The sequence below is a fragment of the Micromonospora sp. NBS 11-29 genome, assembly GCF_002140155.1.
In the GTDB taxonomy this organism is placed as follows: domain Bacteria; phylum Actinomycetota; class Actinomycetes; order Mycobacteriales; family Micromonosporaceae; genus Micromonospora.
On sequence record NZ_NAPR01000013.1, the window covers coordinates 294,452 to 309,835 of the forward strand.

The following is a 15,384-nucleotide window of genomic DNA, read 5'->3' on the forward strand; positions in this document are numbered from 1 at the left end:
GTCACCGAGGTACGCGGCTCCGACTACATCGGCGCCCGCGGCGCCTCGCTGGCCATGATGGTGCTTCCCCGGGTGCTCGCCGGGCAACGGGTGATCCTGCCGGTCGCCTGGGACACCCCGCACACCTGGACGTACGTGCCGGACGTCGCCCGTACCCTGGTCGCCGCCGCGACCGACGCGCGGGCCTGGGGACGGGCCTGGCATGTGCCGAGCGCGCCGGCCGTCTCCATGCGGGAGTTGGCCGAGCGGGCGGCGGCCCTGGTCGGCGCACCGGCGCCGAAGCTGACCCGGATGCCGTACCCGCTGCTCTGGCTGGCCGGTTCGGTCAACCCCTTCGCCCGGGAGTTGCGGGAGACGGCGCACCAGTTCGCCGGGCCGTTCGTGATGGACTCCACCGCCGCCACCGCCACGCTCGGCGTCGAGCCGACCCCGCTGGACCGGGTCGTCGAGGAGACGGTCGCCGCCCTGCGCGCCACTCCTGCTCCGGCCCCCGCCCGTGCTTGACGGTGAGGTGTTAAGAAGGGGCCCCGCCTCTACCGGAAGCGTTAATAAGGTGCCCTTCCTTACCGGCGGGCGGCGGCGATCAGGACGGCCACCAGGGTCAGCACGGCGCCGAGCACAGTGTTCACCCCGGGATGCGAGGCGGAGGTCGGCAGCACCAGGTCCAGCAACACGGCACCGATGACCTGCCCGGCGATGGTCGCCAGACCGAGCAGCAGCACCCCGGTGAACCGGACCAGCGCGGCGGCCAGCGCGATGAACGCGACGCCGAGCGGGCCGCCGAGGTAGAGCCACGGCTCGCTCGGCAGCCCACCGGTCGGCCAGCCCCGTACCGCCACCTCCACCGCGAACGTGACCAGCAGCGTCATCGTGCCCACGACGAAATTGACGAGCGTGGCGGTCAACGTGTTGTCCGCCGCCGCTCGGACCCGGCCGTTCACCGCCTGCTGCCAGGCGATGCCCACGCCGCCGGCCAGCGGCAGCAGGGCCAGGGCCAGGGTGGCCGGGTCGCCGAGACGGTCACCGACGGCCAGCAGGACGGCCAGCACGGTGAGCACCGCGCCGATCAGGCGGTTCGGGGTGACCGGTTGCCGGCCGGTCGGGCCGAGGCCGGCCCGGTCGACCAGCAGGCTGCTGCTGGACTGCCCGGCCACCACCGCGACGGTGAAGACGGCCACGCCGAGCGCGCCGATGGTGAGTCCCTGGGCCGCCACCAGGAAGGCGCCGCACACCCCGCCGAGGCACTGCCACGGCCGCAGCGCGCCGGCGCGCAGCGCGTCGCGCAGGGCGGTCAGCCCTCGTCGGCCACCGGGCGTGGCGGGTACCAGCACCAGCAGGATCAGCAGGCCCAGGCCGAACGAGAGCACCGCGGCGGCGATCCCGTCGGCCAGCCGTACGCCCAACTCGCCGTTGATCCGGGACTGGAGCGCCACCAGGACGCCGCCGGCGGTGGCCAGCCCGACGCCGGCGATGCGCCGTCCGGTCGACAGCGTCGGCGGCGCCGCGGTCTTGGTCTCGGTGATGGTCACTCCTGTTCGGCCAACGGTCGCCCGTCGAAGTCGACCGCCGAGTAGAGGGCGAGCTTCTCCAGGCGGTGGTACGAGTCGATGACCCGGATGGTGCCGCTCTTGGAGCGCATCACGATCGACTGGGTGTACGCCCCGCCGGCCCGGTAGCGCACGCCGCGCAGCAGGTCACCGGAGGTGACCCCGGTGGCCACGAAGAAGCAGTTGTCGCCGGTGACCAGGTCGTCGGTGTACAGCACCCGGTCCAGGTCGTGCCCGGCGTCCAGCGCCTTCTGGCGCTCCTGGGCGTCCTTGGGCCAGAGCTTGGCCTGCAACATCCCGCCCATGCACTTCAGGGCGCAGGCCGCGGTGATGCCCTCCGGGGTGCCACCGATGCCCATCAGCACGTCGACGTCGGACTCGCCGCGGGCCGCCGCGATGGCGCCGGCGATGTCGCCGTCGGAGATGAACCGGATGCCCGCGCCGGTACGCCGGATCTGCTGCACCAGGTCGTCGTGGCGCGACCGGTCCAGCACGCAGACCGTCACCTCGGTGGTGTCGGCGCCCTTGACCTTGGCGATGCGGCGGATGTTCTCGGCCACCCCGGCGTCGATGTCGACCACGTCGGCGTACATCGGGCCGACGGCCAGTTTCTCCATGTAGAAGACCGCGCTCGGGTCGAACATCGCGCCGCGCTCGGCCACCGCGAGCACGGCGAGCGCGTTCGGCATGCCCTTGCTCATCAGCGTGGTGCCGTCGATCGGGTCGACCGCCACGTCCACCTCGGGACCGGTCCCGTCGCCGACCTCCTCGCCGTTGAAGAGCATCGGGGCGTTGTCCTTCTCGCCCTCGCCGATCACCACGACGCCGCGCATCGGAATCGAGTTGATCAGCTTGCGCATGGCGTCGACGGCGGCGCCGTCGCCGCCCTCCTTGTCGCCCCGGCCGACCCAGCGGCCGGCGGCCATCGCCGCGGCCTCGGTGACCCGGACCAGGTCGAGGGCGAGATTACGGTCGAGATCCTGCGGCGTCCGCGTCCCGGTGGTTGTCATGACGGCCTCCTCCTCGCGACGTTGCGGGGTGGACCGGCGGAAGTGCGGCCGTCGCCGCCGCCGGTTTTGTCGCTGATCCTCATACGATCTCAGGTTCGCCGTCTCGGCGGGGCGGAGGAGGCCAGGATCACGTCACCGGGACGGCTGCGACAATGGCCGGGTGGAACCCGCGCAGCCAGCCGACCGCGTACCCGCCGACGCCACCCCGCCCGACGGCCAGCCGCCGGTGTCGTCGCAAGCCGGATCGACCCCGCCGGACGGGCAGCCGGCGCTGGTCGAGGCGCCGGCCGACGCCGGGGAGCGGCCCGCGCCCCCCGGCAAGGCCCGCTCCGAGCGGTCGCCGAAGGACATGGTGTTGTCGCTGCTGGTGCTGCTGGTCCCGATCGCCCTGCTGATCGCCTTCTACCGGGGCTTCCTCGGCGGCGACGCGCCGGTCACCGTCGACCCGGCGCCGGCGCTGGAGCAGGCCCGCTCGGCCAACGCCTTCCCGGTCAGCCAGCCGAACGGGCTGGGCGACGACTGGCGTACGGTCAACGCCCGCTACCAGACCGGGGCGGACGGCGCGACCCTGCGGATCGGGTATGTGACGCCGGAGGGCCGGGGCGCGCAACTCGTGGAGAGCAACGTCCCGGCGGAGAAGTTGCTGCCGGCCGAGCTGACCGACGGCCAGCCGCAGGGTCCGGCCGACCTGCCCGACGGGCTGAGCTGGCAGCGGTACACCGCCCGCGGCAACGAGCAGGCGCTGGTCCTGCTGGAGCCGAACCGCACGGTGATCGTGGTCGGCGACGCCAAGGAGACCGAGCTGCGCCGGCTCGCCACCTCGCTGCGCTGACCGCCGCCGGGTGGGCAGGGGATTGCGGAACGCCGCTTCCGGGAACAGACGGGACATCGAGCCCGGACGACCCACCTGGAGAGGTTGACGTGAAGATACGACGCTTCAGCGCCACCGCGTTCGCCGCGGCGCTGCTCATCCCCGGCCTGGCCGCCTGCAACGCCGACGGATCCGGCGGCACCTCCGCGACGACCCCGAGCGCCTCCGGCAGCGTCGCACCCAGCGCCACGGCGTCCAGCAGCGCGGCCAAGCAGGCGCTGCTCGACTCCACCAACGCGATCCGCGAGGGGAACTTCCGGTTCACCATCGCGGGCGCGGGCACCACCGCCGAGGGGCAGGTGCACGAGGCCAGCCAGAGCGCCGAGACGCGGATGACCATCGGTGACCCGTCGTCCGACCTGATGATGAAGCTGGACCTCATCCACGCCAAGCCGGACAGCTGGGTCAAGCTGGAGCTGGGCGGCACCGCCGCGAGCCAGATCCCTGGCGCGAAGAACCTCAACACCGGCAAGTACCACCACCTCGACCAGAACCGGATCAAGGGCAACCGGGCGCTGGGCTTCGACTTCGACAAGCTCGACCCGGCCGGCAGCGCCGTGCTCACCCAGGGCATCACCGAGGTACGGCAGACCGGCGACGGCGCGTACGCGGGCACGGTCGACGTGTCGAAGGCCGCCGAGGCGGGCTCGCTCGACCCGGCGCTGATCACCGCGCTCGGGCCGCAGGCCAAGTCGGTGCCGTTCACCGCGAAGGTCGACCCGCAGGGCCGGCTCAGCGAGCTGGTGCTCCAGGTGCCGGCCGCCGGTCAGGGCGCCGCGCAGCAGCTGAAGATCACCTACACCGACTACGGCAACGCCGCCGCGGCGAAGAAGCCCCCGGCGGACCAGGTCGTCGAGGCGCCGCCGGAGCTGTACAACCTGTTCAACTGACCGGCGTCCGTCGGGCACACCACCTCTACGCGTTATACCTCGGAGGCATGAATATGCCTTCGAGGTATAACGCTGTTCGGGCCCATGTCCCGGCTTGATCCACTCCGGTCCGCCGAAGTGGCGCCATCCGGGCACATCCCATACCGCCATTTCGGCGAGCTGGTGTGGATCTTGCGGGGTGACGTGCCGGCAGGCGTACGAACCCCGCAGGTCGCGCAGCGGGCGGAAGCCCGGTCACTCCCCGGCGCGCTGCCGGGCGGCGTCGATGCGGGCCCGGGCGCCGTCCAGCCAGCGCTGGCACACCCCGGCCAGTTGCTCGCCGCGCTCCCACAGGGCCAGCGACTCCTCCAACGAGGTGCCACCCGCCTCCAGCCGCTCCACCACCGAGGCCAGCTCGGCGCGGGCCTGCTCGTAACTGAGCTGCTCGTCCTTGGTCGTGTCAGTCATCGGTCCCATTCCATCAGCCGTCGACGGTGGCGGTCAGCTCGCCCTCGGCGAGGCGTACCCGCAGTGGATCGCCCTTGGCCACCTCGGACGCGGCGCGGACCACATGGCCGTCGGCGCGCTGGACGATGGCGTAGCCGCGGTCGAGCGTCGCCGCGGGGGAGAGCGCGCGCAGCCGGGCCAGGGTGTGCCGCAGGTCGTCGGTGGCCGCGCCCAGCCGGTGCTCCAGGCACCGGCCGGGCCCGGNACCTGCGGCCGGGCCAGCACCGGGCGGGAGCGGAGCAGATCGACCCGGTGCTGCTCACGGTCGACGAGGTGGCGCACGGCCCGCTCCAGCCGCGACCGGGCCTGACCGATGAGCCGGACCTCCTCCGTCAGATCGGGCACGATCCGCTTCGCCGCGTCGGTGGGGGTGGAGGCGCGGACGTCGGCCACGTAGTCGAGCAGCGGCGTGTCGGTCTCGTGGCCGATCGCGCTGACCACCGGCGTGCGGCAGGCGAAGACCGCCCGGCACAGCGCCTCGTCGGAGAAGGGCAGCAGGTCCTCGATGCCGCCGCCGCCCCGGGCGATGACGATCACGTCGACCGTCGGGTCGGCGTCGAGCGCCTTGAGCGCGCCGATGATGTCGGGCACCGCGCTCGACCCCTGCACCGCCACGTTGACGGTGCGGAAGTCGACCGCCGGCCAGCGGCGGCGGGCGTTGGTCAACACGTCCCGCTCGGCCGCCGAGGCCCGCCCGGTGATCAGACCGACCCGGCCGGGCAGGAACGGCAGTCGACGCTTGCGGGCCCGGTCGAACAGGCCCTCCGCGGCGAGCAGCTTCTTGAGCTTCTCCAGCCGGGCCAGCAGCTCACCGAGGCCGACCTGACGGATCTCGTCGGCGCGCAGGCTGAGCGTGCCCCGCGCGGCGTAGAACTCGGGCTTGGCATGCAGCACCACCCGGGCGCCCTCGCGCAGCTCCGGTGCGCCCGCGTCGAGCACGTCACGGTTGGTGGTGACGGTCAGGCTGAGGTCGGCCGAAGGGTCGCGCAGGGTGAGGAAGACGGTGGCGGCACCCGGCCGACGGCTGATCTGTGCCACCTGGCCGTCGACCCAGACCCAGCCGAGCCGGGCGATCCAGGNCCGTCCGCCGTGCTCCGCTCCACCTCACCCGCGCTCACCCGCCCACCCTACGGCCCACCGCCGACAGCCCGGGGCAGGGCGCTGCCGGCGCACGTACGATGGTCTGGTGACTGAGGCTGAGACGACCGGCAAGCGCGTGCTCCTGGCCAAGCCCCGCGGCTACTGCGCGGGCGTGGACCGGGCGGTGCAGACCGTCGAGGAGGCGCTGAAGCTCTACGGCGCGCCCATCTACGTCCGCAAGCAGATCGTGCACAACAAGCACGTGGTGCGGACGCTGGAGGCCAGGGGTGCGATCTTCGTGGAGGAGAACGAGGAGGTGCCCGAGGGCGCCACCGTCATCTTCTCCGCCCACGGCGTGGCACCCGAGGTCTACGAGCAGGCCCGGGAGCGCTCACTCAAGGCGATCGACGCCACCTGCCCGCTGGTCACCAAGGTGCACCACGAGGCCCGGCGCTTCGCCGCGCAGGACTACGACATCCTGCTCATCGGCCACGAGGGGCACGAGGAGGTCATCGGCACCGCCGGCGAGGCCCCCGCCCACATCCAGCTGGTCGACGGCCCGGAGGGCGCCGACCGGGTCACCGTGCGTGACCCGGAGAAGGTGGTCTGGCTCTCCCAGACCACGCTGTCGGTCGACGAGACGCTGGAGACCGTGGCCCGGCTCAAATCCCGGCTGCCGCTGCTCCAGTCGCCGCCCAGCGACGACATCTGCTACGCGACCTCCANGGCTCACGCAACTCCTCGAACTCGGTCCGGCTGGTCGAGGTGGCGTTGGACGCCGGGGCCCGCGCCGGTCACCTGGTCGACTTCGCCCACGAGATCGACGACGCGTGGCTGGACGGCGCCCGGACCGTCGGGCTGACCTCCGGTGCGAGCGTGCCGGACGAACTGGTCCAGCAGGTGCTCGCGCACCTGGCCGAGCGGGGGTTCGGCGACGTCGAGGAGATCACCACCGCCGACGAGCGGCTGACCTTCTCGCTGCCCCAGGAACTCAAGCGCGACATGAAGGCCGCGGCGGCGCGCGGCTGACCCGGAACGAAACGGCCGCCCGACGCGTCCCACCATCCATGAAGATTTCTCGGACGACGCTCGTGGTCCTGCTCGCCGGGGCCGCGCTGACCGCCTGCGCCGACCCGGGCGACGAGCCCACCGCCGGCCCCAGCTCGACCACCGCCGGCCCCAGTCCCACCGCGGCGGCCCCGGTGACCAGCCAGCCCGATCCCGGCCCCAGCACGAGCCCCAGCCGCCCGGACCCGACGTGGAAGGGCGGCCCGTCAACGCCGCCGGGCGTCGGCGGCACCACCGTCACCGGCACGATCCGCGCCGGCGTCGAGCCGAACTGCCTCCTGCTCGACGACCACCTGCTGGTCGGCGGCCCGCGGGACGTGCTCACGCCCGGCACCCGGGTGGAGGTCACCGGCCGCCCCGAGCCGGGCATGATGACCACCTGCCAGCAGGGCACCCCGTTCGTGGTGGAGTCCGCCCGCCGGGCCTGACCGTGCCGCCCCGCCGGGCCTGACCGCAGCGGTGACGAAGTCAGTCGCGGCCGGTCAGCTCGGGGGCCTGCGGCTGCCGGGGTGCCAACTCGACTTGCGCCGGGGCGGTCAACTCGTCGTCCGAGACGCCCAACTCGGCCAGCTTGCGGGCGCTGACCAGCACCCGGGCCTCCAGCGAGCCGACCGCCCGGTTGTAGGCCGTCACCGCCCCGCCCAACGAACTGCCCAACTTGCCGACGTGATCACCCAGGGTGGACAACCGCCCGTACAGCTCGCGCGCCAGCGTGTGGACGGTGGCCGCGTTGCGGGCCAGGACCTCCTGCCGCCACGAGTAGGCGACCGTGCGCAGCAGCGCCACCAGCGTCGCCGGCGTGGCCAGCACCACGTTGCGGGCGAAGGCGTGCTCCAGCAGCGTCGGGTCGCGCTGCAACGCCACGTCGAGGAACGGGTCGGCCGGCACGAACAGCACCACGAACTCGGGGGACTGGTCGAAGGCCGACCAGTAGGACTTGGCGGCCAGGTTGTCCACGTGCGCCCGCAGGTGCCGGGCGTGCGCGTCGAGCTGGGTGTCCCGGCCGCGCTCGTCGCGCGCCTCCATCGCGGTCAGGTACGCGTCGAAGGGCGCCTTCGCGTCGACCACCACCGTCCGCCCGCCGTGCAGCCGGACCACCAGGTCGGGGCGTACCCCCTGGTGGTCGGTGGCGGCGGTCACCTGCTCGCTGAAGTCGCAGTGCTCCAGCATGCCGGCCGCCTCGACGATCCGCCGGAGCTGGTGCTCGCCCCAGCGGCCCCGCACCTGCGGCGCACGCAACGCGGCCACCAGCTGCTTGGTCTCGGTGCGCAGCTCACCGGAGACCGTGCTCATCGCACGCACCTGCTCACGCAGCTCCGCGTACGCGTCGACCCGCTCGCGCTCCAGCTCGGCGACGCGTTGCTCGTAGCGCCGGAGCGTGTCGTGCAGCGGCGCCACCGCCCGCGCCACCGCCTCCTGGGACTGCGCCGTCGCCTCGTAACTGAGCGCCCGCATGGACTGCTCCAGCCGCCCCTCACCCTCGCGGGTCGCCGCCAGCGTCGCCTCCAGCCGGGCGACCTGCGTCGCCGTCTGCGCCCGCGCCGCGAACCAGCCGACCGCACCGCCCGCGGCGAGGCAGAGCACCACCACGGCCAGCGTCGAGAAGCTCATGGCTGAGAGCTTGCCAAACGGGTACGACGTGCGCGAGCTGGGTACGTTCGAGTCATGGAAGGTGCCCTGTGGCTGCTGCTGGTGCTGATGCTCGGAGGTGCGCTGGTGTTCTGGCGGTGGGGAAGCAGATCCCGGCGGGCCAACGAGCTGGCGGACGCCCGCGCCGAGGCGCAACGCTGGTACGAGCGGCTCGGCGGCCAGTTGATGAACCTGCACGGCGACGTCCCGGCGGTCCGCCAGGCGCTGGCCGACGCCGGTGAGCGGTACAACGCGGCCGGCTCCCAGCTCGAACAGGCGCGCACCACGAACCAGTTCGCGCTGGCCCGGGAGACCGCGCTGGAGGGGCTGGCCTACATCCGCGCGGCCCGGACGGCGATGGGCATCGACCCGGGTCCGGAGCTGCCGCCGCTGGCCGCCGCCCGGGGTGTCGGCATGCTCACCAAGGAACGCGAGGTGAACGTGCAGGGCCAGACGTTCCGGGCCGGTCCGCAGCCGGGGAACCAGACGCCCTACTACTACCCCGGTGGGCACATGCGGGGCCGTCCGGTGCCCGCCGGTTGGTATTCGACGCCGTGGTGGAAGACCGCGCTGGGCGCGGGCGCCGGCGTGCTCGGCGGCATGTTGATCGCCGACGCGCTCTTCTCGCCCGCGTTCGCCGATCCGGGCTACGGCTACGAGGCCGGCTACCAGGAGGGCTTCGGCGACGGCCAGGACTACGGCGACCCGGGCGGCGGCGACCCGGGCGGCGGCGACTTCGGCGGTCAGGGCGACTACGCGGGCGGCGACTTCGGTGGCGGCGGCGACTTCGGCGGCTTCGGCGGTGGCGACTTCGGTGGCGGCGACTTCGGCGGCGGTGACTGGTAGCACCCGCGCCGCGTGTTAATAGGGGCCCCCGCCTATGCAGAATGCGTTAAGCGGGGGCCCCTCCTTACACCTCAGCCGGTGTTGCGCATGCCGGCGGCGATGCCGTTGACCGTGGTGAGCAGCGCGCGCTCCAGGGCGGTGCCGTCGTTCGGGGCACGTCGGCCGCCCGGCGCGGTCGCCACCGCCCGGCCGGCGGCGCCGGATTCGCGGTACTGCCGCAGCAGCGCCACCTGGAGGTGGTGCAACGGCTCCAGGTAGGTGTCGCGCACCGCGAGCGTGCGCTGGAGGACGGGCGAGTTCTCCAGCAGCGCCGGGGAGGCGGTCACCGCCAGCACCTCGCGCTTGGTCAGCTCGTACTCCTCCTCGATCTTGGCGAAGATCGGGTGGAGCTTCTTCGGAACCAGCGTCTCCACGTAGCGCCGGGCGATGCTCAGGTCGGTCTTGGTCAGCATCATCTCCACGTTCGACAGGAACGTGCGGAAGAAGTGCCAGTTCCGGTTCATCTCGGCGAGCACGTCGGCCAGCCCGGCCTCGCGTGCGGCGGCCAGCCCGGAGCCCACGCCGAACCAGCCGGGCACGATCTGCCGGGTCTGCGTCCAGCCGAACACCCACGGGATGGCGCGCAGGCCGGACAGGCCGGCGCCGGTGTTCGGCCGCTTCGCCGGCCGGGAGCCGATGTTCAACGCGCCGAGCAGTTCGGTGGGGGTGGAGGCCCAGAAGTATTCCGGCAAGTCCGGCTCCTCGACCAGCGACCGGTAGGACCGGAACGCCGACTCCGAGACCACGTCCATCGCCGCGTCCCAGCGCTCCAGCATCTCGGCCGGCTGCCGGGGCGCGGTGTGCAGCAGCGTGGCCTGGAGCACCGCCGCCACGGTCAGCTCCAGGTTCTCCCGGGCCAGCGCCGGCAGCGTGTACTTGTCGGAGATGACCTCACCCTGCTCGGTCACCTTGATCGCGCCGTCCAGCGTGCCGTACGGCTGGGCCAGGATCGCGTCGTGCGTCGGCCCGCCGCCCCGACCGACCGTGCCGCCCCGACCGTGGAACAACCGCAGGTGTACGCCGTGCCGGGCGGCCACGTCCCGCAACGCGCGCTGGGCCCGGTGGATGGACCACTGGCTGGTGGTGATGCCGGCCTCCTTGTTGGAGTCGGAGTAGCCCAGCATCACCTCCTGCACGTCGCCGCGCGCCGCCACCAGCGCCCGGTACGCCGGCAGCGACAGCAGCTCGTCGAGCAGCTCACCGCCGGTGTTCAGCTCGGCCGGCGTCTCCAGCAGCGGCACGATGCCGATCCGGGCCCGCCCGCTGTGCACGTCGACCAGACCGGCCTCGCGGGCCAGCACCACCGCGGCGAGCACGTCGTCCACGCCGAGCGTCATCGAGATGATGTACGACTCGATGACCTCGGGGCCGAACCGGTCCTGCGCCTCGCGGACCGCGCCGAACACGTCGAACGTCTTGCGGGCCGCCTCGGTGAGCGGGCTGTCCTGGGTGGAGAGCGGCCGGCGCCCGGTCAGCTCGTCGGCGAGCAGCTTGGTGCGCTCCAGCCGACTCAGCGACGGGTAGTCGGCCACCTCGCCGACCGCCTCGTAGAGCTGCGCCAGCACCTCGTGGTGCTTCTCCGCGTGCTCCCGGATGTCCATGGTGGCCAGGTGCAGGCCGAACGCGGACACCGTACGGATGGTGGAGGCGAGCTGGCCCACGGCGGTGAGCTGCCCGGAGTTGCGGGCCAGCGAGGCGCGCAGCAGCTCCAGGTCGGCGATCAGCTCGGTCGAACCCCGGTAGTCCCGGCCCGGCACATGCGGGGTGCCGGCGCGCAGCCGTTCCCGCGTGTTGGCCAACTTCGCCTTCACGCAGCGCGCCTTGAGCCGATATGGCTCCTCCGCGTTGACCCGCCGGAACCGGGGCGCCACCTCGGGCAGCGCGTCCAGGTCCTTGGCCAGGCTGGCGGAGAGGTCGAGGGAGACCGCGCGCAGCCGGCGGGAGACGCTGACCTCGCTGATCAGCTCGTCCATCGCCTTCTCGGTGGCCTCGATGCCGTGCTCGTGCTGGATCCGCAGCACCTCGCGGGTGACCGTCGCGGTGACGAACGGGTTGCCGTCGCGGTCGCCGCCGATCCAGGTGCCGAACGTCAGCGGACGGGCCGTGGGCGACGTCTCCACGCCGAGCGTGCGCAGCGTGTCGGCGAGGTCATCGAGCACCTGCGGGGCGGCCTCGGCGTGCAGGTCACGCAGGTAGTAGATGGCGTTGCGGGCCTCGTCGGTCGGGTCCGGCCGGTCCAGCCGCAGCTCGTCGGTCTGCCACATCAGGTCGAGCAGCTCGGCGAGGCGGCGGTTGGCCGGGCCCTCGTCGCTGGCCCCGTAGAGGATCGCGTTGGCGGTCTCGGCGTCCAGCTCGTCGGCGACCGCGCGCAGCTTGGACAGGATGGACCGGCGGGCCGCCTCGGTGGGGTGGGCGGTGAAGACCGGGCGTACGGCCAGACGGCGGGCCGCGGCGGCGATCTCCTCGGCCGGCACCCCGCGCTCGGCGATCATCTTGGCCGCCTGGTCCAGCCAGCCGCCGTCGGTGGCGCGGCGGCGGCGCAGGTCGCGGGCCCGGTGCACCTGCTCGGTGATGTTGGCCAGGTGGAAGTAGGTGGAGAAGGCGCGGGCCAGCTTCGTGCCGGTGGTGACGTCGAGCCCGGCGAGGCGCTGCGCGGCGGCCGGCGCGTCGGAGCGCACCTGGGCGCGGATCTCCTCGACCAGGTCGAGCAGGGGCCGGCCCTCCTGGCGGGCCAGGGTCTGCCCGAGCAGCGTGCCGAGGCGGCGGATGTCGGCCCGGAGAGCGGCGTCGGGGCCGTCGTGGTCGTGCTGGTCGGTCACGATTGCGCTCCTTACGCGAGGACGAAGGACAGCGCTGTCCGACTCCCCTGGATGGTATCCGCGCGCGCCCCGAACGGAGGAGGGGGACTGCGTGATGATCTGCACTCTGGGACGGGCCGACGGTCAGCCGTGGGCGGCGGGCCGCCGCGCGGAGCCGGCCCGCGCGGCCCGGCGGCGGGTGTGGAAGACCGTCGCGGTGAGCAGCCCGACCAGCCCCGCGACCACCCAGACCAGGAGTCCGCTCAACGCCCAGCCGCCGCCCCGCCAGTCGAAGTAGATCGCCGACTTGAACAGGTCGGTGGCGAGGCCGGGCACGTTCCAGCGGTGCATCCCGCGCAGGAACGCCGGCAGGAACTCGGGCGCGTAGATGCCCCCGGAACCGGGGTTGCCGAGCACCACCAGCAGCAGGATCACGATGCCGGTGCCGAGCAGCCCGAGCCACGCCTGCACGGCCGCCGCGACCATCCCGGCCGCGAACGCGGTCAGCGCGCCGATCACCGCGACGGCCGGCACGTTGTGGTCGAAGACGTCGAGCACCGGCCCGACCAGCACCGCGCCGATGACGCCGAGCAGGACGGAGTGCACCGCGAGCGTGGCGATCCGCAGCCCGGCCCGGCGCAGTCCGCGCGGGCTGGTGCCGAGCGAGACGCCCAGCGCGGTGGAGGCCAGGTAGCCGCCGAGCACCACGCCGACCGCCAGGTAGAACGGGACCAGCCCGCGCGGGTCGCCGCCGGACACCGGCACCTCGTCGGTGACCTGGAGCGGCAGGCCGGCCTGTCGGGACGCCTCGGTGAAGACGTCGGTGACGAGTTGGGTGGCGGCGGGCGCGCCGGCGCTCGCCGTGGCCAGGGTCAGCCCGCCGCCGGGGTCCGAGTGCAGCACGGCGTACACCGATCGGTCGTTGAGGCCGGCGACGGCGCGGTCCTGGCTGTCGTACCCGACGGGTTTGATGGTGTCGGTGCGGGCGCGGACGGCGGCCATCACCGCCTGGGCCTGCCGGTCGGCGGCGACCACGCCGACCGGCACGTCGCGCGGCTCCGGCTTGTGCAGCGCGCCGACATAGGCCGCGATGAACGCGCTGGCCAGCGCCAAGGTGCCGAGGACCAGCGCCGCCGTGCGGGGCAGCCCGTCCCGGGTACGCAGCTCCGGCGCGTCGTCCACGACCTCACCCTATGGTCGAAAATCGCTGGTGTTGGCCGATAGCGTCGGATCATGACGCCCCCGCGTTACCCCACCAAGCCGCGACCGGGCGACCGCGTCGCGGTCGTCTCACCCTCCGCCGGCCTGCCGGGTCTCTTCCCCCAAGTGTACGAGCTGGGCCTGCGCCGGCTGCGCGAGGAACTCGGGTTGGAGCCGGTGGAGTACCCGACCACCCGGGTGATGGGGGCCGACCCCCGGGACCGGGCCCGCGACCTGACCGCCGCGTTCGCCGACCCGACGATCACCGCCGTGCTCGCCACCGTCGGCGGCGACGACCTGATCACGGTCACCCCGTTCCTCGACGACGACGTGCTGCGGGCCAACCCGAAGCCGTACTTCGGCTACTCGGACAACACCAACGTGCTCAACCACCTCCACCGGCTGGGCGTGGTCGCCTACCACGGCGGCTCGGTCCTGGTGCACCTCGGCCGGCCGGGCGCGCCGCACCCGCTGACGCTCGACTCGCTGCGCGCCGCGCTGTTCACGACCGGCTGGTACGACCTGACGCCGGCCGCCGAGTGGGGCGACGAGACGCTCGACTGGCGCGACCCGACGACGCTGGCCGAGAAGCCGCCGATGCTTGCCGGCGAGGGCTGGCGCTGGCACGGGCCGGCCCGGGTGGTGACGGGCCGCACCTGGGGCGGCAACCTGGAGATCGTGCACTGGCTGGCCGCCGCCGACCGGGTCCCGTCCGCCGCCGAGCTGGCCGGCTCGGTCCTGATTCTGGAGACCTCGGAGGAGATGCCGTCGGCGCAGGAGGTCTTCCGGATGGTGCGGAACCTGGGCGAGCGCGGCCTGCTCGGCGGCTTCCCCGCAATCGTGGTCGGCCGTCCGAAGGCGTGGAACTTCGACCGCCGACTGTCCGTCGCCGACCGGCTGGCCTGGGGCGAGGAGCAGCGGGCGGCGATCCTGCGGGCGGTCGGGCCGTACGCCGACGATCCCGTGGTGGTCTTCGACGTCGACCTCGGGCACACCGACCCGCAGTTGATCATCCCGTACGGCGGGGAGATCCGGGTCGACGCGGTGGAACGCCGGATCGCGGTGCGCTACTGACCGCGCCGATCCCGCACGAACACGCCCTCACCCTGCCGGCCCTCGATCAGGCCTTCGGCCTTGAGGATCAGTAGTGCGGTCCGGACCGAGCCGTAGGAGACGCCGTAGGTGTCGATCAGCCCTTGCGTCGTCGGTATCTGGTCACCCGGCTTCAGGCTCCCCGCTTCAATTTGGTTCCGGATGGCAGTCGCCACCTGCTCGTACTTGGGTGTGTTCACCGTGACTCCCTGGCTCGCGAAGCCAAGTAGATCACCGGGAAACGACAGCGTCTATAACGTCGACACTGTCGACAATGTCGATGGTCCACGTTAAGCTGCCTCTACTCGCCCTGGCTCGCAACCGGGTGGGTGTCGTCACATAGGGCGGCCCGGGGTGGAGGTGGCACTCCGCTCCCCGGGCCTTGACCGGGAAAGGACCCCGGCCCATGAGCAACCTACCGAACGTCCATCCACCCTGGTGTCTGCGCGGCCCGGACTGCGCCGGTGGCAACGGCCTGCACCTGTCCCGCCTCGTCGGCACGGCGGTTCGGGGCGACGAGGTGATCCAGGCCGAGCTCGGCCTGTGGCGGATGGACGTCGGCCCGACCTCACCGTCCGGCCTGCTGCTGGAGTTCTCCGCAGGCGAGGACGTCGAGCGGTGGCCGCTCGACCTGCCCCAGTCCCACATGCTGGCCCGAGCGTCCCAGCGCCTGCTTGGCCGCCTGACCCCCGGCACGGCCCGCGCCGCCTGACCCGCCCCCCGCCCTAGCCTTCGCCGGCTCGGTGGAACGCCATGGGTGCCCCGGCACTCGTTTGCCACCCATGGTGTTCCACTCACCGCCTTCCTGGGCCGGGGGTGGAACGCTAT

General features: G+C 73.0%; 13 protein-coding genes and 2 pseudogenes. 7 read left to right on the forward strand and 8 right to left on the reverse strand.

The genetic code is table 11. The annotated features are described in order from the left end of the window. Positions 1-563 precede the first annotated feature (563 nt). Positions 564-1,523, reverse strand: a complete 960-nt coding sequence (locus tag B1205_RS17755) for a DMT family transporter (RefSeq protein ID WP_089157070.1) — start codon at positions 1,521-1,523, stop codon at positions 564-566. Positions 1,524-1,525: 2 nt separating this feature from the next. Then, positions 1,526-2,557: a class II fructose-bisphosphatase gene (glpX, locus tag B1205_RS17760; RefSeq protein WP_089156623.1), complete on the reverse strand. Its 1,032-nt coding sequence runs from the start codon at positions 2,555-2,557 to the stop codon at positions 1,526-1,528. Positions 2,558-2,717: 160 nt separating this feature from the next. Here glpX and B1205_RS17765 point away from each other — a divergent pair, with 160 nt between their 5' ends. Then, positions 2,718-3,389, forward strand: a complete 672-nt coding sequence (locus B1205_RS17765; RefSeq protein WP_089156624.1) for a DUF4245 domain-containing protein — start codon at positions 2,718-2,720, stop codon at positions 3,387-3,389. A gap of 89 nt (positions 3,390-3,478) precedes the next feature. Then, the gene (locus tag B1205_RS17770; protein ID WP_089156625.1) at positions 3,479-4,318 is read left to right on the forward strand and encodes a hypothetical protein; all 840 of its coding nucleotides are present in this window, start codon (positions 3,479-3,481) and stop codon (positions 4,316-4,318) included. A 234-nt stretch (positions 4,319-4,552) separates the two neighbouring features. Here the strand turns inward: B1205_RS17770 and B1205_RS17775 are convergent, their stop codons facing one another. Both B1205_RS17775 and xseA read right to left on the reverse strand, forming a co-directional pair. Beyond that, positions 4,553-4,765, reverse strand: a complete 213-nt coding sequence (locus B1205_RS17775; RefSeq protein WP_089156626.1) for an exodeoxyribonuclease VII small subunit — start codon at positions 4,763-4,765, stop codon at positions 4,553-4,555. A 13-nt stretch (positions 4,766-4,778) separates the two neighbouring features. Further along, positions 4,779-5,881 (reverse strand): annotated as a pseudogene (gene xseA / locus B1205_RS17780) (exodeoxyribonuclease VII large subunit); the annotation flags it as partial. A gap of 109 nt (positions 5,882-5,990) precedes the next feature. Here xseA and ispH point away from each other — a divergent pair. Together ispH and B1205_RS17790 are read left to right on the forward strand one after the other, a co-directional pair. Then, a pseudogene (gene ispH, locus B1205_RS17785) lies at positions 5,991-6,913 on the forward strand (4-hydroxy-3-methylbut-2-enyl diphosphate reductase). A 38-nt stretch (positions 6,914-6,951) separates the two neighbouring features. After that, positions 6,952-7,380: a hypothetical protein gene (locus B1205_RS17790; RefSeq protein ID WP_089156627.1), complete on the forward strand. Its 429-nt coding sequence runs from the start codon at positions 6,952-6,954 to the stop codon at positions 7,378-7,380. 40 nt (positions 7,381-7,420) lie between these two features. Here the strand turns inward: B1205_RS17790 and B1205_RS17795 are convergent, their stop codons facing one another. Then, positions 7,421-8,563 carry a DNA recombination protein RmuC gene (locus B1205_RS17795; protein ID WP_089156628.1) on the reverse strand — a complete coding sequence of 381 codons (1,143 nt, stop codon included), beginning with the start codon at positions 8,561-8,563 and terminating at the stop codon, positions 7,421-7,423. A 54-nt stretch (positions 8,564-8,617) separates the two neighbouring features. On the opposite strand from B1205_RS17795, the gene B1205_RS17800 reads away from it, so the two are divergent. Continuing rightward, positions 8,618-9,427, forward strand: a complete 810-nt coding sequence (locus B1205_RS17800; protein ID WP_089156629.1) for a hypothetical protein — start codon at positions 8,618-8,620, stop codon at positions 9,425-9,427. A gap of 71 nt (positions 9,428-9,498) precedes the next feature. On the opposite strand, the gene ppc is transcribed toward B1205_RS17800, so the two are convergent. Together ppc and B1205_RS17810 are read right to left on the reverse strand one after the other, a co-directional pair. Next, complete coding sequence (gene ppc, locus B1205_RS17805) at positions 9,499-12,285, reverse strand: phosphoenolpyruvate carboxylase (RefSeq protein ID WP_089156630.1); 2,787 nt, start codon at positions 12,283-12,285, stop codon at positions 9,499-9,501. A gap of 123 nt (positions 12,286-12,408) precedes the next feature. After that, on the reverse strand, positions 12,409-13,446 hold the full coding sequence (locus B1205_RS17810; protein ID WP_089156631.1) for a hypothetical protein: 1,038 nt from the start codon (positions 13,444-13,446) through the stop codon (positions 12,409-12,411). 51 nt (positions 13,447-13,497) lie between these two features. On the opposite strand from B1205_RS17810, the gene B1205_RS17815 reads away from it, so the two are divergent. Next, positions 13,498-14,538 (forward strand): S66 family peptidase, encoded by a 1,041-nt coding sequence (locus B1205_RS17815; protein ID WP_089156632.1) that lies wholly within the window; start codon positions 13,498-13,500, stop codon positions 14,536-14,538. On the opposite strand, the gene B1205_RS17820 is transcribed toward B1205_RS17815, so the two are convergent. Next, a complete protein-coding gene (locus B1205_RS17820; RefSeq protein WP_089156633.1) occupies positions 14,532-14,756 on the reverse strand; it encodes a GntR family transcriptional regulator in 225 nt (74 codons plus the stop codon). The genes B1205_RS17815 and B1205_RS17820 overlap by 7 nt on opposite strands. 206 nt (positions 14,757-14,962) lie before the next feature. Here B1205_RS17820 and B1205_RS17825 point away from each other — a divergent pair, with 206 nt between their 5' ends. Further along, positions 14,963-15,268, forward strand: coding sequence for a hypothetical protein (locus tag B1205_RS17825; protein WP_089156634.1), 306 nt, complete (start codon positions 14,963-14,965; stop codon positions 15,266-15,268). Positions 15,269-15,384 lie beyond the last annotated feature (116 nt).